Here is a 20,753-nt window from a genome sequence, read left to right on the forward strand (position 1 = left end):
GGCTGTGGGGGGGGGGGTGGGGGGCGGGTCTGGGTCTGTGGGGGGGGCCGCCCCCGGCGGGCCCGGCTCCCCCCGGGGGGGGGGGCGGCGGGGTTGTTCCCGCGGGGCGCCCGCCCCTTCCGTCCTGTTCCTAGCCGCGGCACTAGGTCCTGTCGCGGAGGGCGGCGGGTACGTCCGCCGAGACCGACTCCCTGGAGGCCTCCGCCTCGACGAGCCGCCTGGGCAGGATCCACCGCAGCAGCGGGCCGGCCATCGCCGTGGTGACCACGGCCATCACCACCATCAGCGAGTACAGCTCGCGGTCGATGATCCCCAGACTCAACCCCACGCTCAGGGCGATGAGTTCGGTGAGGCCGCGGGTGTTCATCAGGGTGGCCAGCGCCGCGGACTGCCGGGCCGGCATCCCCTTCCCCCGGGCCGCGAGATACGCCCCCGCGAACTTGCCGCCGATGGCCACCAGGAGGATCAGGCTGAGGTCCCGGAGGCCGCCCAGGCCGATTCCGGACAGGTCGACGTTGAGGCCGGCGGTGAGGAAGAAGACCGGCAACAGCATGGTCTGGCCCAACTGCCCCAGCTGGTCGTGGATCTGCGCGCGCAGCCGCGCCGTCTGCTCGCGCGGGATGACGGCGCCGAACAGGAAGGCCCCGAAGATGAAGTGCAGGCCGACCCACTCCGTCGCCCCCGCGGACAGCAGCAGCCCGGCGAGGACGCAGGCGAACCCGGCGGGGCCGAGGGTGCCGGAGCGGGTCAGCAGGCGCCGCAGCAGCGGCCGCACCACGAACAGCATCCCCAGCAGGTAGGGCACCACGAGCAGGACGCGCCACTGGTCGGCGCCGGCCGCGCCGCTGATCGCGGTCACCGCGGCGAGCACCGACCAGGCCAGGACGTCGTCGATGGAAGCACAGGCGAGCGCCAGGACTCCCAGGGTGGTGCGGGCCAGGCCGCGTTCGGTGAGGATCCGGGCCAGCACCGGGAACGCGGTGATCGACATGGCGATGCCCATGAAGAGGACGAACGCGGTGTGGTTCGGACTCTGATGCCTCGTCAGGAGGTAGAGGCCCAGGGCGGATCCGAGGCCGAACGGAAGCAGGATGGAGCTGAGCGAGACGGTGACGGCGAAGCCGCCGGAGCCCCGGGCCTTGGCGACGTCCCACTCCAGCCCGACGGTGAACATGAAGACGGCCACCCCGATGGTGGCCAGTGCGCTGAGCTGCGGCCGGATGTCGGCCGGGAAGAGGTGGCCGGAGATCGCGTCGCCCGCGAGCGTCGGCCCCAGCAGGATGCCGGCCAGGACCTCGCCGATCACCGCGGGCTGGTCCAGTCGTCGGGCCAGTGCTCCGAGCAGCCGGGCCAGGAGGACGACGGCGGCGAGTCCGACGAGCAGTTCCGTGATGTGCTGGGCTTTCATGGGCCCCCGTTTCGGTCGGACGGGCAGGACAGAGGGCGCGCTGAACCAGCGTCGGGGCCGGGGCCGGGGCCGGGGCCGGGGCCGGGATCGGGCCCGGCAGTCCGGCGGCCGGTGGGGCGGCGTGCTCGATCCCCGGAGGCCGGGGCCCGTCGCGGGCCGGTGGCATCCTGCGGGGCGGGGTGGTGGTTCGAGCGGCTCCCGGGTCGGGTCGCCAGGGGGGAGTGCCGCCTCCGTGTTGGGCCGCCTCCCGGGGGCCCGGCGACTGGTGCCGGGCGCGGCGGCACGACCGCGGGCGTCAGCGCGGAAGTGGACACGCCGCACGATAGTGGGCGACCGCCCACTCGTCAAGGCTTGATCGTCAGGACCCGTCCGCCAAGGCCTACTTGGCGGAATCCGAGCGCCGGGGCCCGCAGCGCCCGTGCCGCCCGGCCGCGGGTGTGCGGACGGGCGGCACGGGACGAGCGGGTCGGGGCTACCGTGCGGCGCCGGCGACGACCGAGGTCACGACCTTGCGCACCTCGTCGGCCTCCGGGGCGACGCCCTGCCGGCCGGCGAACAGCAGATGGCCGGTTCCGATCAGGGTGAGCGCGAGCATGTCGACATCCGAGTCGGCCGGGATCCGGCCCTGGGCGCGCTCGGCGGTGAGGTACGACGCGATCATGGCGGTCGCCTCGGTCAGGACCGGCACGCCCGAGGAGCCGGCCTGGTGCAGCCGGGCGCGCAGCTCGTCGCGGGCGGTGACGAGGCCGACGATGGCCACCGCGACCGACCCGAACAGGTCCATCAGCGCCGTGGTGAGGTTGTCGGCGACGGTGTTCGTCCCGGCCGCGGCGTGCAGGGCGTGCCCCTGGGCCCGGATCCTGCCGATGCGGTCGAGTACGAGCGCGGCGAGGAAGGCGTCGAAGTCGTCGAAGTGCCGGTGCAGGACGCCCTTGGCGCAACCCGCCTCGGTGGTGACCGCGCGGCTGGTCAGCGCGTTCGGCCCGCCCTGGAGCAGGACTCGCTCGGCGGCGTCGAACAGCTGCTGGGAGACGTCACGGATCGCTGTCCCGGTCGGCATCGGGTCTCCCTTCCTTCCTTTCGGGCCTCGTTTTCCGCGGCGAAACGGCTGGTGGTGTTTGACGAGTGGGCATGTGCCCACTAGTGTGGGCGCATGCCCACTATACCCCCAAACGCATCAACGGGTATGCCTTCGGGATGCCCCCGATCGGCGGCTTCGGGGCGCGACACCTACACGGTGCCGGCGCCGGTCCGCGAGGCGTGGCGGCAGGCGCCGGTACGGGAGGTCACCACCGAGTCCGGCCAGAAGGGCTGGCTGGTCACCGGGATGGCCGAAGTCCGGACCGTGCTGTCCGACCCGCGGTTCAGCCGGGCCGAGGCGCGGCGGATCGGCGCGGTCGTCATCCCGTCGGCGGTCCTGGCGAAGCCCGGCATCAACGACCTCGACGGGCCCGAGCACGTGCGGATGCGCCGTCTGGTGGCCGGGGCCTTCAGCGCCCACCGGATCCGCGCCCTGCGGCCGCGCATCCAGCAGATCGTCGACGGGCTGATCGCGGACCTCCTCGACGCGGGCCCGCAGGCCGACCTGGTCGCCGGCCTCTGCCGCCCGCTGCCGCTCACCGTCATCTTCGAGGTCCTCGGCGTCCCGCAGGAGGACCGGGAGCGCTTCAGCGGCTGGGCCGACCGCGTGATGGCCACCACGGCCTACCCTCCCGGGGAGTCGCTGAAGGCGCTCGAGTCGGTCGTCACCTACATGGCCGACCTGGTCGCGGCCAAGCGCCGCACCCCGGACGACAGCCTGCTCCAGGAGCTGATCACGGCCCGCGACGAGGAGGACCGGCTGAGCGAGGTGGAACTGGTCCACCTCGGCTGCGGCCTGCTGATGGCCGGCAACGAGTCCACCGCGACCGAGCTCGGCAAGGGCCTGGCCGCCCTGCTCGACAACCCGGAGCAGCTCGCCGCGCTGCGCGCCGACCCCTCGCTGGTGCCCGCCGCGGTGGAGGAGGTGCTCCGGTACGCACCGCTGAGCGCCCGGGAGAACGCGGGCCAGGTGCGGGCCACCACGTGTGACGTCGAGCTCGGCGGCGTGGTGATCCCCGCGCAGAGCGTGGTCTTCGCCAGCCTGCCGGGCGCCAACTTCGACCCGGAGGCGTTCCCCGAGCCCGAGCGATTCGACGTCACCCGCGAGGGCGCCGGCGGCCACGTCACCTTCGGGTACGGTGCGCACCGCTGCCTCGGCGCCCAACTCGCCCGGATGGAGCTGGAGGTGGCGTTCGCGAGCGTGCTCGCGGCCTTCCCCGGGCTCCGGTTGGCCGTGCCTGCGGAGGAACTGGCCAACGCCCAGGGCCGGTTGATCAGCGGAATGGAGGCGCTGCCCGTCACCTGGTGACTCCGCGCCCGCCTGCCACGGCCTCGCACCCTCCGCAGCCTCGCCCTCCGTGCCGGACTTCGCGCATACCTCCTCCGTCGGTCCCATCGCGAAAGAAGACGAGTTGATGACTGATCAGACGACCACTCCCGACGGGCCGGTACCGGCGGGGGAGGCCCCTCCGTCCAAGGAGGTGGCCGGTTTCTACAACGACCTCAGCGGCCTGCTGACCGAGCTGTTCGGCGGGAGCCTGCACGAGGGCTACTGGAAGTCCCCGGACGATCCGGCGACGATGGCCGAGGCCTCCCAGCAGCTCACCGACCTACTGGCGGAGAAGCTGGCGGTGAACCCGGCGAGCCGGGTGCTCGACCTCGGCTGCGGCTCGGGCGCGCCGTCCATCCGGCTCGCCCGGTCGACGGGTGCGCGGGTCGTCGGCATCACCAACAGCGCCGTGCAGATCGAGGCCGCCCGGCGCAACGCCCGGGACGCGGGAGTGGGCGACCAGGTGACCTTCACCTGCGCGGACGCGACCGTCCTGGACTTCGAGGCGGACTCGTTCGACGGCGTCCTGATGATCGAGTCGATCTTCCACCTGCCGGACCGGCTCGGCGCGCTGCGGGAGGTGGCCCGGGTGCTCAGGCCGGGTGGCCGGGTGGCCCTGACCGACCTGCTGGACCTGGATCCGGCGCCGGCCCCGATGGAGGAGGCGGTGGGGGATCTGGCCGAGCACTCGCGGGAGCACGGACACGCCCCGCTGGTGGCCAGGCCGATCCGCCTGGCGGACTACTCCGCGCTCCTGGAGCAGGCCGGCCTGGTGCCGGTCGAGCGGACCGACATCACCGACCACACGGTGGCCCGCACGCTCGACTGCCTGCGGCAGCGGCTCACCGAGGACCACGAGGAACTCGTGGGCACGTACGGGATCCAGGTCGTCCGGCAGTACGAGTCGGTCCTCCCCCTCCTGGAGAAGGCCGGCTTCGGCTACGGCGTGGTGGTCGCGGCCGCCCCCGAACGGCCGTGACCCGCCCGCGAGCGGCTGTGATCCGACCCCGAACGGCCGTGACCCGCCTGCGGGCCGCCGGCCAGGGCTGGCTGCCGGTGCCGACGGTCGCAGCCGACAGCCGGAGCGGATTGCCGGGCAGGCCGCAGCGTCCACGTCGAGTTGACGAGTGGGCGGGCGCCCACCTAAAATGGGCACATGCCCACTAACCCAGACAGTGAAGTCCACCAGCAGCGGCAGGTGGCGGAGTCGTTCGGGGCGGACGCCGAACGCTACGACCGGGCCCGACCCCGCTACCCCGAGCCGATGGTGGAGCAGATCGTGGCCGGCGGCCCCGGCCTCGACATCCTCGACGTCGGTACCGGTACCGGTATCGCGGCCCGGCAGTTCCAGAAGATCGGCGGCAACGTGCTCGGGGTCGAGCCCGACGTCCGACTGGCCGACCTGGCGCGCCAGTTCGGCCTGAAGGTCGACGTGGCGACCTTCGAGGACTGGGACCCGGCCGCCCGGCAGTTCGACGCGGTGGTCGCCGCCCAGGCCTGGCACTGGGTCGACCCGGTCGCCGGTGCGGCCAAGGCCGCGCAGATCCTGCGGCCCGGCGGCCGCCTGGCGGCCTTCTGGAACGTCTTCCAGTTCCCGCCCGAGGTGGCGGACGCGATCGCCGAGGTCTGCCAGCGGGTCATGCCCAACGCGCCCTTCGACTTCGGGGCGATGCTCCGGGGCGCCATGGACGGGTACCAGGCGTTCTTCGCCAAGACCTCCGACGGGATCCGCGAGGTGGGCGGCTTCGGCGAGCCGGAGCAGTGGCGCTTCGACTGGGAGTGGACCTACAGCCGGGACGCCTGGCTGGACCAGATGCCCACGCTCGGCGCCTTCACCCGGCTCCCGCCGGACAAGATGGCGGAGGTGCTGGAGGGCGCCGGGGCCGCGATCGACGGCCTGGGCGGCAGCTTCACGATGAACTACGCGACGGTGGCGGTCACCGCGGCGCGCTCCGGCGCCTGAGGCGACCCGCCCGGTACGTCCGTCGCCGGACGGGACGCCGGCGGCGCAGCCGGATCCCGCGGTGGTCCGCCACCGGGGGATCCGGCACCCCCCTGCGGCCGCTCGCCGGCACCCGGCCGGGCGGCCGTGTCCCGCAACCCCGCAACCCCGCACTGCGGACCTCGGGTCCGTCCTCGAACTCCCGTCGTCCGCCCCGGAGTACGTCGCCGGGCAGGCGGGCGCTCGAAGACCGGCCCTCGGCCTCGATCGGATTCCCGGATTCCTTGGAAAGGGCGTCATGAAAGTTCTGGTGCTGGGCGGAACGCGCTTCGTGGGACGCAGCATCGTCGATGCCGCACTGGAGCGCGGCGACGAGGTCAGTACCCTCAACCGGGGCAGTCGCCCGGCCGCCGCGAGCGTCGAGTCGCTGATCGCCGACCGGACCGATCCGCAGGCGCTGGACCGCGTCCTGCGGGACCGGAAGTGGGACGTGGTGATCGACACCTGGACGGGCGCCCCCCGCGTCCTCGGTGACACCTGCGCGCTGCTGGCCGACCGGGCCGGGCACTACGCCTACGTCTCCAGCTGGGTGGTGTACCGGCCGCCGGTGCCGATCGGGGCCGACGAGAGCGCCGCCACGATCGACGGCGATCCGGACGACGAGGCCGACGACTTCTACCCGGTGGCCAAGCGCGGCTGCGAGCTCGCCGTCCAACGCGGCTTCGGCGACCGCGCGTTGATCACTCGCCCCGGTCCGATGCTGGGCCCGTACGAGGACGTCGGCTCGCTGACCTGGTGGCTGCGCCGCATCCACCGCGGCGGGCGGGTCCTGGCGCCCGGTCGCGCGGAGGACCCGTTCCAGTACGTCGACGTCCGCGATCACGCGCCCTGGCTGCTGGACGCCGCGGAGCGCGGCACCGGCGGTGTGTTCAACACGGTGACCGCCCGCGGCCGTTTCACGATGGGCGCGCTGCTGGAGACGATGCGCGAGGTGACCGGCTCCGACGCGGAGCTGGTCTGGGTCGGCGACAGCGACCTCCTGGCCGCCGGCGTCCGCCCCTACGTCGACATCCCCCTGTGGCTCCCCGCCGCGATGCGCGGCGGTATCAACGACGTCGACGTCTCGGCGGCCCACGCCGCCGGGCTCGACACCAGCCGCCCGCTCCGGGACACCCTGGCCGACAGCTGGGCCTGGCTGGAGCGCGAGGGCGAGCCGCCGTGGCAGGGCGCCACCACCCGAGGGCTGGACCCGGCCGTCGAGCAGCGCGTCCTCGACCAGGCCGGCTGAACGCCGCCGCGCGGCCGCCGGGAGCGGACGACGGCGGGACCACCAACCACGGCGTGACCACCAACGACGGCGTGACCACCAACGACGAAGGGGCCGGCCGCGGCACACCGGCGGCATCCGACCGGGCGGTGGCCGCGGCCGGCCCCGAAGGAGGGCACATGGCAAGCGGTGCAGGGGTGTCGGCGGGGGGTCTCTCCCAGCAGGAGGCGGAGGACGGCTTCTACAACGACACGAGCGAGTTTCTCGCCGAACTGTCGGGCGGAAGCCTGCACATGGGCTACTGGGAGTCCCCGTCGGACGGCGCGACGATGGCCGAGGCGTCCCGCAGGCTCACCGGGCTGATGGCGGAGCGGATCAGGACCGGCCCGGGGGACCGGGTCCTCGACATCGGCTGCGGGACGGGTGCGCCGGCGATCCAGCTCGCGCGGTCGACGGGCGCCACGGTCGTCGGCATCACCAACAGCCCGGTGCAGGCCCGGCTGGCCACCGAGAAGGCCGAGGAGGCCGGGGTCGCCGACCGGGTGGAGTTCCGGTGCGAGGACGCGGCCGACCTCGGCTTCCCCGCGGAGTCCTTCGACGCGGTCTGGCTGGTCGAGTCGATCATGGCGATGCCGGACCGGCTCGCGGTGCTCCGGCAGGCGGCGGCCGTCCTCAGGCCCGGTGGGCGGCTGGCCCTCACCGACTTCCTGGAGCGGACCGCACCCGGCGCCGCCGGCACCGCGCGGAGCGCCGCGCCGCAGTACGCCGTGCTGCTGGGCAAACTGATGCCGCTCCAGGACTATCCGCCGCTGCTCGACGAGGCCGGCCTGGTCCCCGTCGAGATCACCGATGTCAGCGACCGGACGGTCGCCCGGACCCTGGACTGCATGCGCCGCAAGCTGGAGGACGACCGCGAGTCGCTCACCCTGCGCTTCGGCGCCCAGGTCGTGGAGCAGTTCGACAGCATCGTCCTGCGGCTGCAGGCGGTCGGCTTCGGCTACGGCGTCGTGGTCGCCGAGAAGCCCGGACGGTAGGAACGGCGGGAACGGTGGGAAACGCGGCGGGCCGGCCCGCCTGCACCCGAGGGGTGCGGGCGGGCCGGCCCGTTTCGGTGGCCGCCGGGTGGCGCCGCGGGCCGCTACGGCTGGACGAACCCGACCTCGGGGAAGGCCGCGGAGGGCCCGTCGAGCAGCGTGCCAGGGAGGCCGCGCAGCTGCCGGTCGAGGAAGGCGCCCACGTAGGCGCGGGTGATCGCGGTCGCGCGCTCGCCCGAGACGGTCCCGAACAGGGCGGGCTTGAGGACGGGCGGGATCACCTGGGTCAGGTCGAAGTGCTCGTACAGCCAGTGGGCGTCGCTGAAGGACATGTGGCCGGCGGTGGGGACGCTGAGCCAGCGCTTCCAGCCGGTGAGGACGCTCCAGCGGTCGGCCCAGTTGGCCGCCGGCGTACCCCCGGCGGTGGGCCACTGGGCGCCGACCAGGAGCACCGGCCGCCCCAGCGGCTGAGCGGGCGGCGGTGTGAGGAAGGTGCCCTCCAGGTTGACGGCGGCGGCGACGCGCGGGTCCTCGCCCGCGGTCTCGACGGCGCTCGTCCCGCCGACGGCGTGGCCGATGACGGCGATCCGGGAGCAGTCGACCTGGAGCCCGGAGCGGGGTGCGGTCAGCTGGTCGAGGAGGAAGCGGATGTCCTTCACCCGGCTGCGGACCACATCGGGGCCGCCCTGGCCGGTGCAGTTCAGGCAGGGCTCCAGCCGGCCGCCGGGGAACTCGACGACCGCCTCGTAGGTGTGGTCCAGCGCGGCCACCAGATAGCCCTTGGACGCGAGGTCCTCGGCCAGCGCCGTCAGCGAGACGCGGCTCATGCCGAAGCCGGGGGAGAGCACCGCGAGCGGCCGCCGCCCGGGCAGCGGGACGGCGTTGACGGTGGCGTGGGTGCGGACGGTGCCGAGCGCGTCCGTGCCGAAGGCCGCCGCGGACAGCTGCGCGGACATGAACGGCGCCTCGCGGCCCGAGGGGAACAGGGCCGGGTACCAGAGGGTGGCCATCAGCTCCCGGTAGCCGGTGTCCGGCTTCCACGGATCGGGGCGGGAGGTGTCCTTCAGGTACAGCGTCCTGGTGCCGACCTGGTGGCCTCCCGTCGGCGCGGGCAGCTCGGGGCCGGTGGGCGCGGTCCGCGGGACGGGCCGGGCGGGGGCCGCGGCCGCGAACGGCGCGCCCGCCAACAGCAGCCCGAGGAGCGCGACCAGTGGGGCGAAAAGGCGTACGAATCGTTGGGACATGAGTCCATGCTACGGAGAAATGGGCGATCGCCCACCCTGATTATTCGTCAAAGCCTGTGACAGGTGGGGCGATCCCCGCGGGCGCCGGTGCGGGCGCGGGCACGGCGGCCGGGCGCTGCGGCGGTGCCGGACGGCGGGCGGGCAGCAGCCGGGAGAGCTCCCGGGCGATCCGCGCCCAGGCCGCGGTGCCGGGGTCGACGACGTCGAAGTGATCGGCGCCGGGCAGGCCGAGGAGGGCCGCCGCCGGGCCGGCCGCCGCGGCGTACCGCCGGCTCAGCTCGTACGGCACGTGCGGGTCGGCGGTGCCGTGCACCACCAACTGCGGTACGCCGAGCGGCGCCAGGGCCAGGGGATCGGCCTGCCGGTACACCTCCGGCCGGTCGGCCGGACCGCCGCCCAGCAGCTGCGCCACCGCGCCGTCGCTCAGACGCAGCCGCGCGGCCAGGGCCAGGTCGCAGACACCGGCCAGCGACACCGCCACGGCCGGCGGTGTCCCGCTCCGCCGGTGGGCCGCCCACAGCGCCAGCTGCCCTCCGGCCGAGTGCCCGACCAGCCCGACCCTGGCGGGATCGACCGCCCCGCCGCCGAGCCCGGGGACGGCGTCCAGCGCGGCGGCCACGTCGTGGAAGGTGCCGGGCCAGCCGCCGCCCGGCATGTCCATCCGCCGGTACTCGACGTTCCACACCGCGTACCCGCGGGCCTGGAGGTCGGCGGCGAGCAGGTGCATGAGGTCCAGCCGGTACCGCTCGCGCCAGTAGCCGCCGTGGAGGAGCACGACCGCCGCTCCGTCACCGCCCGGCCAGTACTCGCCGAACTGCTCCGGCGAAGGCCCGTAGCGCACGATCCGGTAGGCCCCCGGCGGGCTCGCGGTCAGCCGCTCCAGCTCCGGCGGGTAGCCCTTCAGCCGCCTGTCGTCCGTCGCGGTCATCAGGTCGGCCCGTCCGAGGTCTCCGGGAACTCCAGGTGCCGGCCGGCCGCCACCGCGTCGCGCAGCCGCGACAGTCCGGTGTGCAGGTCGACGTAGCGGGTGTACAGGGGCGGGAAGCCCAGCCGAAGGCGCTGCGGCGTACGGAAGTCGGGGATCACCCCGACCGACTTCGCCGCCTGGCACACCTGCCAGGCGGCGGGGTGGTGCAGGGCGAGGTGCGCTCCGCGCCGCTCCGGCGAGGCCGGCGACGCCACCCGGAAGCCGAGCGGGACGAGCCACGCGTCGGCCAGCTGCTGCGCGTAGGCGGTCAGGCCCCGGGCCTTGGCCGCGATGGCCCCGATGCCGGCGGCGGCGGTCAGCCGGATCCCCTCCTGTGCCGCGTAGGCCGCGAGCACCGGGGGAGTGCCGACCAGGAAGCGCTCGATCGACGGCGCGGGTCGGTAGGCCGGTCCCATGGCGAACTGGTCGGACTGTCCGAACCAGCCCCAGATCGGCTGCCGCAGCCGGGACTGCAACTCCCGCCGCACGTACAGGAAGGCGGGTGAACCCGGGCCGCCGTTGAGGTACTTGTAGGTACAGCCGACGGCCAGGTCCACGCCCGCCGAGGACAGTTCGACCGGCACCGCCCCGGCCGAGTGGCACAGGTCCCACAGGATCAGCGCGCCGTGCCGGTGCGCCGCCGCCGTCACCTCGGCCAGGTCGGTCACCGCGCCGGACCGGTACGCGACGTGCGAGAGGCAGAGCAGGGCCACCCGCTCGTCCAGCGCCTGCGCCACGTCGGACGTCCGCAGGCCTTCGTCGGGGTCGACGGCTATCTGACGGACAGTCAGGCCGCGGGCGGCCGCGATGCCCTCCAGGATGTAGCGGTCGGTGGGGAAGTTGTCGTCGTCGGTGACGATCACGTCGCGACCGGGCCGGGCGTCCAGCGCGGCGACGGCCAGCTTGTAGAGGTTGACGCCGGTCGAGTCGGACAGCACCACCTCGCCCGGCTCGGCTCCGACGATCCCGGCCACCAGGTCGCCGATCTCCCGGCTGAGCGGCAGCCACCGCCGCCAGCCGTCGATCAGGTCCTCGCCCCACGCGTCGACGGCCTCGTGCAGCCGGTCCCTGGTCGCGCGGGGCAGCCGGCCCAGCGAGTTGCCGTCCAGGTAGACCACGGCCGGGTCGGCGATGGCGAACTCGTCGCGGAAGCCCGCGAGCGGGTCGGCCGCGTCCGCGCGCCGGGCCTGTTCGAGGAACGGGTCCTCCGCGGGACCGCCGGGCGGCCCGCCCGGTGGAGCGGTGGATCCCGCCTGCTGCGTGCCAGATTTGACCACCCCTGCAAAACCAGTCACCCGAGCACCATAATGGGCACTTGCCCACTCGTCAACGCCGGGCCGACCGCGGCGGTGCGGGTCGCGAACGTGCCACCCCCGGTGGCGCGTTGGAGGATCCGGCGGGGCCCGTGCACCGGAAGGGCGAGCCGTGGTTGGGGCGGGCGGCGGCCCCGCGCAGGCCGCGGTCCGGTCGGATCCGTTCGCGGTCCGGCCCGGTCAGATCCGCTCGGCGGACCAGTGCGGGTCGCGGCCGGTGAGGGCCAGCAGCAGGTCCTGGGCGTCGGCGCCCGGCGCCGCGGTGAGCGGCGGGTCGAACAGGCCGGTGCCGACGAGGTCGCGGTAGCCCCGGAACTCCGCGAGCGCGTACCGGGCGGCGCCCTGCGGCATCCGGCCGCTCTCGCCCAGCGCCCGGGCGAGGTCCCAGCCGTGCACGACGGTCTCGGCGGTCAACTCGCGGGCGTACCCGCCGATGTCGCGCAGCCCGTAGGGCACGTGCGCCAGGAGGTCGAGGGCGCCCGGCCGATTGAGCGCCCGCACGGCGCTGTCGACGGCCATCTCCCACACGCCGAGCGGGTTGCGGCCCAGGACGTCGCCCTGGAACCGGTGGCCGATCTGCTCCGGGGTGTAGCCGGCGACGGCCTGGCAGACCCACAGGTGCTGAGCGGCAAGGTGGTTCACCAGTGCGCGCACGTCCCAGTCGCGGCAGGGGGTGGGCGCCGACCATCCGGACTCGGGAGCGGCGCGCAGCAGCCGGGCCACCTCCGCCCCCGCGGCGGCGTAGCACCGGCGGACCTCGGTGTGGAACTCGGATGGGTGGGGACATTCCATGGCCGGGCCTCCCTCTCCCGCCCCCCGCTCTCTCCCAGTAAACCGCTACCGGGTGTGACAATCCAGGGTTCGCCGACCGGTTTCGACGGCGAGCCCGGACGGGGACCGGTCGGTGACGCTGAGTGCATTCCCAGGGGAGGGTGAGGGAAATCAGCTGTCCCGCAGGCACCTTGGAGCCCCGCTCTGGTGACTTTCCGTGCCCGGCGCCGCCGAGTGGGCTGTCCGCGGCGCCACCGGAGCGGACCGCGCGGTGACACGGTGTACGACGGCCCGGCGGGCCGAGCAGTCCCGGCCCCGGCCGGCCCGTGCACCGGGGCGGACTTTTGGTTATCCCGGCGGCCCGTTCCGGTCTCCTCTGCGGTGGGGCCGGGTGCCGCCCGGCCCCACCGCACCCGCCCGTCCACGCACACCAATCCAACCCGTCCACGCACACCTGTCCACGCACACCTGTCCATGCGCGCCCGTCCCTGCGCCGAGTCCCTGCGCCCCGCCCGGCGCCCTCATGAGGTGAAGACTGCCGATGTTCGCCACCCGCCGTTCGATGTCCCGTACCTGGGCCCTGGCGTCCTGCGTGCCCGTCCTGCTCCTCCTCGGGCTCTTCGCAGGCGGTTCGTCCTCGGCCGACGGGCGTCCGGGCGCACCGGGCGCACCAGGCGCGGACCACGCCGGGACGGCGATACCCGGCCCGGACCCGGCAGGCGCCCCGGGGCTGCCGGACCTCCCCCTCACCTCGCTGGGCCTCGCCGCCGAGCGGGACGGCTACCGCCTGGACGGCGCGGCCGCGGACCTGCCCGCCGACCGGCCGACGGTCTACCCGTTCACCGTCACCGGACCGGACGGCGGGCCGGTCACCGACTTCGCCGTGCACCAGGCGAAGCAGCTGCACTTCTACGCGATCCGCGCCGATCTCACCGGCTTCCAGCACCTGCACCCGACGATGGCCGCCGACGGCACCTGGACCGCCGACCTGGCGGCGCTCGCCCCGGGGCACTGGCGCCTGTACACCTCCTTCGTGCCGAACAGCGGCCCCCGCAAGGGCAGCGAGATCGTGCTCAGCCGGGCGGTGACGGTGCCGGGCGAGGCCGCGGCGGTGGCACTGCCCGCCCCGGCCGGCACCGCCACGGTGGACGGCTACACCGTCGTCCTGCGCAGCGAGCCGAAGGCCGGCGCCCTGCGCCTCACCGCCACCATCGGCCGGGACGGCCGGCCGGTCACCGACCTCCAGCCGTACCTGGACAGCTACGCCCACCTCACCGCCTTCCACGAGGGCGACCAGGCACTGGCCCACCTCCACCCGATGGACGGGGTCGGCGGCGACGGCGGCGGGCCGGCTTTGGAGTTCTACGCCCTGCTCGGCCGGCCCGGGAACTGGCGGCTCTTCCTGCAGTTCCAGACCGCCGGGCAGCTGCACACCGCGGAACTCACCCTGCACGTGTCCTGACGCGACGGCCGCGGGCACGGCTGTGCCGGTCCACGTGCGGGTCCGGGCCGCGCCGTGCGTCCGCCGGGTCCGCGTGCGCTCAGGCGGAGCGGCGGTAGTACGTGACGGCGACCCTGACCGGGCCGTCGTCCGCGGCGGTGGCGAGGGCGCGGACGACGGCGAAGTCCCGGCCGCCCTGGGCGCGGACGCAGAAGCTCCGGTCGGGGCCCAGGGCGGTGAAGGGCAGGGTGGAGGCGGGCCGGGTCTCGACGCCCTTGATGCAGTCCGGGAGGGTGAGGCCGCCGGCCGGTGCGACGTAGGCGTCACTGTCCTCCGGGATGTAGAACTCGCCCGCGTGGCGGCCCAGGTACCAGGCGGAGGTGTCCTGCGCTGCCACCTTCCCGGCCTTGAGGTCGAACTCGTAGGAGTGGTCGGGCGAGGTGAGTTCGACGTCGGTGTAGACCGCGGTGTAGCCGGGGACGGTGGCGGCCGGGGCCGGGGTGGACGCGGAGGGCGACGGGGTGGCGGTGCTGGCACCGGCGGACGGGGCGAGGCTGCCGGCCGCGGCGACGTTCTGGTCGTCGAGGTCGTCGAGGTAGTCGGGATCGAGCAGGAGGAACGCTCCGGCGGCGCCGACGAGGAGCGCGGCGGTCGTCAGGACGGCGGTCCGGGCGCCGCGTCGTGCGGTGGCGGCGGCCCTGCGCCTGCCGGGGGCGGCCGGCTCCAGGCGGGTGTCCGACGGGTCGGCGGCCGACGGATGGGGGACCGAGGGGCCGGCGGCCGACGGCTGGTGCGGGGCGAGCACGGTCGGGGCGAGCAGCCGCGGGACGAGCGCGGTCGGTGCGTCGGCCGCGGCCCGGTCCTGGTCCAGTGCGGTGGCGGCCGGCGCAGGCGTGGCCGGCAGGTCGGTGTGGCGCCGGATCTCGGTGCTGATCTGCTGCGGCAGCCAGTCGTCGGAGAAGCGGAGCTCGCCGCCGGTGGCCGGATGGCTGCGGGCGGCCTCGATCAGCCGGGCGGTGTCCGGCCGCTGGTCGGGGTCCTTCGCCAGGCAGAGCCGGACCAGGTCGTGCAGTCCGGACGGCAGCCGGGAGAGGTCGGGCTCCTCGTGGACCGCCCGGTAGAGCGAGGCCGGCTCGGGGCCGTCGCCGAAGGGCGGCATGCCGGAGCCGACGTGGGCGATCAGCGCGCCCAGCGCGAAGACATCGGTGGCCGGGGTGGCGGGCAGCCCGAGGACCTGCTCGGGGGCCATGAAGCCCGGTGAGCCGATGCGCAGGCCGGTACCGGTGAGCGGGCTGGCGTCGGCGGCGCGGGCGATGCCGAAGTCGATGACGCGGGGGCCGTCGGCGGCGATCAGGACGTTGCCGGGCTTGAGGTCGCGGTGGACGACGCCCGCGGCGTGGATCGCCTGCAGGGCCTCCGCGATGCCGGCCAGGAGCAGCAGGACGGTCCGCTCGGGCAGCGGACCGTGGCGGTGGACGACCTGCTGGAGGGAGGGGCCGGGGACGAAGGCGGTGGCCAGCCAGGGGGTGGCGGCGTCGGTGCCCGCATCGACCACCTGGGCGGTGTAGAGGCCGTGGATGCGCCGGGCGCTGGCGACCTCCTGGGTGAAGCGGTGCCGGAACTCCGGGTCCTCGGCGAGCTCGGGCCGGACGACCTTGAGCGCGACCGGGCGTCCCCCGGGGGTGTGGGCGAGGTAGACGCGGCCCATGCCGCCCGCGCCCAGCCGTGCGCGGAGGCGGTAGCCGCCGACCTCGCGCGGGTCCTCCGGGGACAGCGCCTGGAACGCCGTGGGCGACGGGGCGCCGAAGGGCTCTGCGGTCATGCTGGCTCCCAGCGGGTCGAACGGGTGTGGCGGACGGTGTGGCGGGCGGGCACGGCGGCCCGTGCGGACGCCGGTGCTCCGAATCGGACCGGAGCATACCCCGGACTGTAATTTTAGTCAGGATCGGCCCCGCGCTCCCCGGCCGACGGCCCTGCGGGTAGGGTGATCGCTTGTGGCTGACCGTCGAACCCTGATCATGGAAGCGGCCGCGCGGGTCATTGCCCGGCGCGGCGTCCGCGGGCTGCGCGTGGAGGAGCTCGCGTCCGAGGCGGGTGTGTCCACCGCGCTGATCTACTACCACTTCAAGGACCGCACCGGGATCCTCCGGGCGACCCTGGAGTTCATCAACGACCGGGCCGAGCGGTACACGACCGAGCGGGCCGAGGGGGCGCCGCCGCTGGACGCCAGGGGCGAGCTGGAGCAGACGCTGCTGCTGGAGTTCCAGGACACCCCGCAGGTGCGGGAGAACAGCACGGCCTGGGGGGAGCTGCGGGCTAGCGCGGTGTTCGACCCCGACCTCCGGGAGGACCTGGCCCGCGCCACGCTGGTCTGGGTCCAGGAGGTCGCCGAGCTGCTCGGCGGCGTCCGGCCGATGAGCGGGGCGGCGGCGCTGGCCGCCTCCGCCGAGCGGCTGACCGCGCTGCTGGAGGGCCTGAGCGTGCGGTGGCTCAGCGGCAGTGTGCCGCTGGCCCACGCGCGCGAGCTGATGGCCGGCGCGATCGACAGCGAGCTGGAGCACCTGCGCGGATAGATAGCGCGCGAGTACGCACGACGGCGGGCCCCGGGGATTCCCGGGGCCCGCCTCCCTTTGTCCGGGCCGCCCAACCGCAAGCCGCGGCTCTGCCGGTACAGCCCCGCCGCCACAGCCCCGACGATCACCTTGACTGAATTTTCAGTCAGTGCGAGAGTGTGAGCACGGCACCGCACGACGCCTCGGCGACACCGGGTTCCGCCCGCCGCCCTGCCGACAGGGCCGCGAGTGACGCGCAGCCCGTTCCGCCGGCCGCGCCCTCGCCGGGAGACCGCCCCCGCAGGGGGCACCGTCCACCCCGCGCCCGGTGCACCCGGTGGGCCATACTTGACTTGGAGATCCGCATGAGTGACCCGTACCGCGACGACCGCTCCCTGTTCGACCGGCTCTTCGGAGCCGAGCCGTCCCGCAGGTCGGTGCTCGGCGCCGCCGCAGGACTGGGGGCCGCGGGGATCGTCGCAGGTGCGGCGCCGGCCTCCGCCCGCTCCGCGAGCCCGGCCGGCGGCGCGCTCCCGCGCTGGTGGGTGGACCGCGACGACGTGCCGCACGCCCGGACCTGGATGTCCTGGCCCTCCCGGAAGTCCGTCTGGGGCCGGCAGCTGGCGGGTGTCCAGCAGGACATCGCACTGATCGCCCGGACGATCGCCCGCTACGAGCCGGTGGTCATGTGCGCCCCCGACGACTACAGCGTCCGGGAGGCGAGTCCGCTCTGCGGGCCCGCCGTCGAGGTGATCGGCTCGATCGCCACCGACGACCTCTGGATGCGCGACATCGCCCCGGTGTTCCGCCGCGACGGCCGGGGCGGCCTCGACGCCGTCGGCCTCAACTTCAACGGCTGGGGGAACAAGCAGACCCACCGCTACGACGCCGAGGTCGCGGGCCTCGTCGCCCACCGGTCCGGCCTGCGGTTCAGCCGGGCGGACTTCGTCGGCGAGGGCGGCTCGGTCGAGACGGACGGCGACGGCACCCTGATGGCCACCGAGAGCAGCCTGGTCAACAAGAACCGCAACCGGGGCATGAGCCGCGACGAGATCGAGGACGAGGTGCTGCGCGTCTACGGCGCGGACAAGATGATCTGGGTCCCCGGCATCAAGGGCCAGGACATCACGGACGACCACATCGACGTCACCTCCCGGTTCGTCCGGCCGGGCGTGGTGATGGTGCAGCTGCCGCCCGAGGACCGCAACGACGTCTGGGCCCGGGATGCCCGCCAGCAGTTCGACATCCTGTCCCGGGCCACCGACGCCCGGGGGCGCCGCCTCCAGGTGATCCGGGTGGACGGCCCCGACACCGTGCGCTCGCGGGATTCGAAGTTCGTCGACTCCTACCTCAACTTCCACGTGGTCAACGGCGCCGTGATCGCGACCCAGTTCGGTGACCGGGTGAAGGACGAGGCCGCCCGGCGCACCCTCGCGGCGGCCTTCCCCGGCCGGGAGGTGGTCCAGCTCGACGTCGACCGCCTGATGACCGGTGGCGGCGGCATCCACTGCTCCACGATGCAGGAGCCGCTGCCGTAGGTCCGGTCCGGCCGAGGCCGTGCGCGGTCCGCACCGCCGTCGGGCCGCAGCCCGGGACGAAGCCCGGGACGAAGCCGGGGCCGTGCCCCGCACCACCCACCCTCCCCTCCCACCGGAGTGCCCCGTGTCAGATCCCACCCCCACCCCCCTCTCCCCGTCCCGCCGGACGATGCTGCGCGCCGCGGCCGGCGCGGGCCTGCTGGCCCTGGGGGCCGGCGCCTGCGCCGCACCGGACGACGAGGAGGCCGCGGCCCCGCCCGACGCCTCCAACCGGCCACCGGAGCCCGGGGCGACGGGTGCTCCCGGCGGGGCGGCCGCTCCGGGGGCGACGCCGGGGCGCCGGTTCGGCGCCGAGTGGGAGAGCCACACCCGGACCTTCATGTCCTGGCCGGCGTCCACCGGGATCTGGGCCGACCAACTGGCCGACGTCCGCGCGGACATCGCCCGGCTGGCGCGGGCCGTCGGCGGCTACGAGCCGGTGGTGATGTTCGCCCGCCCCGGCCAGGCGGACGCGGCGCAGAACGCCTGCGGCAAGGACGTCGAGGTGGTCCCGCTGCCCGTCGACGACCTGTGGGCCCGGGACACCGTCCCGGTCTTCGTCGAGGACGGGTCCACGCTCAAGGGCGTCGACTTCAACTTCAGCGGCTGGGGCAACAAGCAGAAGGAGCACGCCAACGACACCGCGCTGGCCGCCGCGGCCCTCGCCCGGTACGGGGTCGAGCGGATCCGCACGCCCGTGGTCGCCGAGGGCGGCTCCTTCGAGACCGACGGCCAGGGGACGCTGATGGTCACCGAGAGCTCGGTGGTCAACGAGCGCCGCAACCCGGGGAAGAGCCGGGACGAGATCGAGGCCGAGCTCAAGAAGGCCCTGGGCGTGACCAAGGTGATCTGGTTCGCCGGTGTGCGCGACCAGGACATCACCGACGCGCACGTGGACTGCCTGGTGCGGTTCGCCGCCCCCGGGGTCGTCCTGCTGGACCAGCCCTTCCCCGGTGCGCCCGCCGACGTCTGGTCGCGCTCCGCCGCCCAGGCGCGCGAGGTCCTCAGGAGCGCCACCGACGCCCATGGCAAGCCGCTGCAGGTGATCGACCTGCCGCAGCCCGACCCGGACCGGATCACCGGGCGCGGCGACGCGTTCGTCTCCTCGTACATCAACTTCTACGTCGCCAACAAGTCGTTGTTCCTGCCCCGTTTCGGGGACGCCAAGGCCGACGACCGGGCCCAGCAGATCCTGCGCGACCACTTCCCCGGCCGGGACATCGTGCCGGTGAAGATCGACAACATCGCCTCCGGCGGGGGCGGGATCCACTGCTCCACCCACGACCAGCCCGGCAAGCCGGACGCCGGCTGACCCGCTTCCCGCGCCCAGGTACCGCCCGCGGAACCGCCCCGCCGTCACCGACGGCCCGGGGCGGTTCCGCGCGCACCGTTCCCACCCAGACGAGGAACCATGCGACTGACACCGACCGAGCGGGACCGGCTGCTGATCTTCACGGCCGCCGAGCTCGCCCGCGCCCGCCGCGCCCGCGGCGTGCGACTGAACATCCCCGAGGCACACGCGCTGATCGCGGACACCGTGTGCGAGGCCGCCCGCGACGGCCGGCGGTTGGCCGAGGCCATCGAGGCCGGGCGCTCCGTGCTCAGGGCCGAGGACGTCCTGCCCGGCGTACCGGACGTGGTGACCACGCTCCAGGTGGAGGCCGTCTTCGAGGACGGGACGCGGCTCTGCGTGATCGACGACCCGTTCCGGGCCGACGGCTCCCTGGGGCAGGAGGCTCCCGGTGCGGCGCTCGCCGGTGACGGCGCGGGCTACGGGCCGGCCGGGGAGGCGCTGCGGCTGCCGGTGCGCAACACGGCGACGGTGCCGGTCTCGGTCACCTCGCACTTCCACTTCTTCGAGGTCAACCCACGGCTGGCCTTCGACCGGGCCGCCGCCTACGGTCACCGGCTGGCCGCCCCGGCCGGCTCCTCGGTGCGTTTCGACCCGGGCGCCACCGTCGAGGTCGGCCTCGTCCCGATCGGCGGCGAGCGCGTCGCGATCGGCTTCGCCGGCCTGGTGGACGGCCCGCTGGACGCGCCCGGCGCCAAGGAGGCCGCGCTGGCCAAGGCCCGCGCGACCGGTTATCTCACGGACTGGCAGGAGCAGGCATGAGCGAGCGCAGCGAGCGAACCATTGCGGGGTGCGCGTCCCGCGGAGCGGCCGTCGGGCGAAGCGAGGCGGGCGCATGAGCGGGAGTGTCTTCGACGCGGCGGGCTGCCACGGCCGCCCGGGCGGTGTGGCGGCGGGCGGCATCGACCCGCAGGACTACATCGCCGTGCACGGCCCGCGGGCCGGCGACCGGATCCGGCTGGGCGACAGCGGGCTGATCGTCCGGGTCGAGTCGGACTCGCAGGCGCCCGGGGACGAGTTCCTGGCCGGTTTCGGCAAGACCGCCCGGGACGGCATGCTCCTCAAGGCGGCCGCCGTCCGCGACACCTGTGACCTGGTGATCAGCAACGTGCTGGTGATCGACGCCGTCCAGGGCATCCGGAAGACCAGCATCGGTATCCGGGAGGGCCGGATCGCCTCGATCGGCCGGGCCGGAAACCCGGACACCCTGGACGGCGTGGATGTGGTGGTCGGGACGGGGACGGCGATCGTGTCCGGCGAGGGCATGATCGTCACGGCGGGGGCGATCGACACCCACGTGCACCTGCTCTCGCCGCGGATCATGGAGGCCTCGCTGGCCTCCGGCGTCACCACGATCATCGGCCAGGAGTTCGGCCCGGCGTGGGGGGTGGGGGTCAACTCGCCGTGGGCGCTGCGGCACGCCTTCAACGCCTTCGACGCCTGGCCGGTCAACATCGGCTTCCTCGGCCGCGGCTC

At 74.5% G+C, this 20,753-nt stretch carries 17 protein-coding genes and 1 pseudogene; 11 read left to right on the forward strand and 7 right to left on the reverse strand.

Translation table 11 applies throughout. The features are described from left to right. Positions 1-142: 142 nt before the first annotated feature. A complete protein-coding gene (locus tag ACFVVX_RS37060) occupies positions 143-1,408 on the reverse strand; it encodes a cation:proton antiporter (RefSeq protein WP_387952483.1) in 1,266 nt (421 codons plus the stop codon). Positions 1,409-1,880: 472 nt separating this feature from the next. Beyond that, complete coding sequence (locus ACFVVX_RS37065) at positions 1,881-2,468, reverse strand: TetR/AcrR family transcriptional regulator (RefSeq protein ID WP_387952485.1); 588 nt, start codon at positions 2,466-2,468, stop codon at positions 1,881-1,883. Between the two features lie 177 nt (positions 2,469-2,645). Between ACFVVX_RS37065 and ACFVVX_RS37070 the strand changes: the two genes are divergently transcribed. From ACFVVX_RS37070 to ACFVVX_RS37090, 5 genes are all read left to right on the forward strand, one after another. Beyond that, positions 2,646-3,797 (forward strand): cytochrome P450, encoded by a 1,152-nt coding sequence (locus tag ACFVVX_RS37070; RefSeq protein WP_387952487.1) that lies wholly within the window; start codon positions 2,646-2,648, stop codon positions 3,795-3,797. 106 nt (positions 3,798-3,903) lie between these two features. Further along, positions 3,904-4,797 (forward strand): SAM-dependent methyltransferase, encoded by an 894-nt coding sequence (locus ACFVVX_RS37075; RefSeq protein ID WP_387952489.1) that lies wholly within the window; start codon positions 3,904-3,906, stop codon positions 4,795-4,797. Positions 4,798-4,974: 177 nt separating this feature from the next. Further along, positions 4,975-5,781, forward strand: a complete 807-nt coding sequence (locus tag ACFVVX_RS37080; RefSeq protein ID WP_387952491.1) for a class I SAM-dependent methyltransferase — start codon at positions 4,975-4,977, stop codon at positions 5,779-5,781. Between the two features lie 277 nt (positions 5,782-6,058). Then, entirely contained in the window at positions 6,059-7,048 is a 990-nt protein-coding gene (locus ACFVVX_RS37085) for an NAD-dependent epimerase/dehydratase family protein (protein ID WP_387952493.1), read from the forward strand. A 158-nt stretch (positions 7,049-7,206) separates the two neighbouring features. Then, on the forward strand, positions 7,207-8,061 hold the full coding sequence (locus ACFVVX_RS37090) for an SAM-dependent methyltransferase (RefSeq protein WP_387952495.1): 855 nt from the start codon (positions 7,207-7,209) through the stop codon (positions 8,059-8,061). Between the two features lie 104 nt (positions 8,062-8,165). Here ACFVVX_RS37090 and ACFVVX_RS37095 read toward each other — a convergent pair whose 3' ends face one another. The 4 genes from ACFVVX_RS37095 to ACFVVX_RS37110 all read right to left on the reverse strand — a co-directional run bounded on the left by ACFVVX_RS37095 (position 8,166) and on the right by ACFVVX_RS37110 (position 12,377). Further along, positions 8,166-9,305 (reverse strand): alpha/beta hydrolase family protein, encoded by a 1,140-nt coding sequence (locus tag ACFVVX_RS37095; protein WP_387952497.1) that lies wholly within the window; start codon positions 9,303-9,305, stop codon positions 8,166-8,168. Between the two features lie 40 nt (positions 9,306-9,345). Next, a complete protein-coding gene (locus ACFVVX_RS37100) occupies positions 9,346-10,233 on the reverse strand; it encodes an alpha/beta hydrolase family protein (RefSeq protein ID WP_387952499.1) in 888 nt (295 codons plus the stop codon). Continuing rightward, entirely contained in the window at positions 10,233-11,567 is a 1,335-nt protein-coding gene (kynU, locus tag ACFVVX_RS37105; protein WP_387952501.1) for a kynureninase, read from the reverse strand. Before kynU ends, ACFVVX_RS37100 begins: the two co-directional genes overlap by 1 nt. Positions 11,568-11,765: 198 nt before the next feature. After that, complete coding sequence (locus tag ACFVVX_RS37110) at positions 11,766-12,377, reverse strand: TIGR03086 family metal-binding protein (RefSeq protein WP_387952502.1); 612 nt, start codon at positions 12,375-12,377, stop codon at positions 11,766-11,768. A 520-nt stretch (positions 12,378-12,897) separates the two neighbouring features. Between ACFVVX_RS37110 and ACFVVX_RS37115 the strand changes: the two genes are divergently transcribed. Next, positions 12,898-13,818 carry a hypothetical protein gene (locus ACFVVX_RS37115; protein WP_387952503.1) on the forward strand — a complete coding sequence of 307 codons (921 nt, stop codon included), beginning with the start codon at positions 12,898-12,900 and terminating at the stop codon, positions 13,816-13,818. A 79-nt stretch (positions 13,819-13,897) separates the two neighbouring features. Here the strand turns inward: ACFVVX_RS37115 and ACFVVX_RS37120 are convergent, their stop codons facing one another. After that, the gene (locus tag ACFVVX_RS37120; RefSeq protein WP_387952504.1) at positions 13,898-15,619 is read right to left on the reverse strand and encodes a serine/threonine-protein kinase; all 1,722 of its coding nucleotides are present in this window, start codon (positions 15,617-15,619) and stop codon (positions 13,898-13,900) included. 196 nt (positions 15,620-15,815) lie between these two features. Here ACFVVX_RS37120 and ACFVVX_RS37125 point away from each other — a divergent pair, with 196 nt between their 5' ends. From ACFVVX_RS37125 to ACFVVX_RS37145, 5 genes and pseudogenes are all read left to right on the forward strand, one after another. Further along, entirely contained in the window at positions 15,816-16,370 is a 555-nt protein-coding gene (locus tag ACFVVX_RS37125; protein WP_387952508.1) for a TetR/AcrR family transcriptional regulator, read from the forward strand. A 344-nt stretch (positions 16,371-16,714) separates the two neighbouring features. Continuing rightward, positions 16,715-17,887 (forward strand): agmatine/peptidylarginine deiminase, encoded by a 1,173-nt coding sequence (locus tag ACFVVX_RS37130; RefSeq protein ID WP_387952505.1) that lies wholly within the window; start codon positions 16,715-16,717, stop codon positions 17,885-17,887. A gap of 169 nt (positions 17,888-18,056) precedes the next feature. Then, a complete protein-coding gene (locus tag ACFVVX_RS37135; protein WP_387952510.1) occupies positions 18,057-19,238 on the forward strand; it encodes an agmatine/peptidylarginine deiminase in 1,182 nt (393 codons plus the stop codon). A 99-nt stretch (positions 19,239-19,337) separates the two neighbouring features. After that, positions 19,338-20,039: an urease subunit gamma gene (gene ureA, locus ACFVVX_RS37140; protein ID WP_387952506.1), complete on the forward strand. Its 702-nt coding sequence runs from the start codon at positions 19,338-19,340 to the stop codon at positions 20,037-20,039. Positions 20,040-20,112: 73 nt separating this feature from the next. Next, a pseudogene (locus ACFVVX_RS37145) lies at positions 20,113-20,753 on the forward strand (urease subunit alpha); the annotation flags it as partial.

Source organism: Kitasatospora sp. NPDC058170 (genome assembly GCF_042883905.1).
Taxonomy (GTDB): domain Bacteria; phylum Actinomycetota; class Actinomycetes; order Streptomycetales; family Streptomycetaceae; genus Kitasatospora.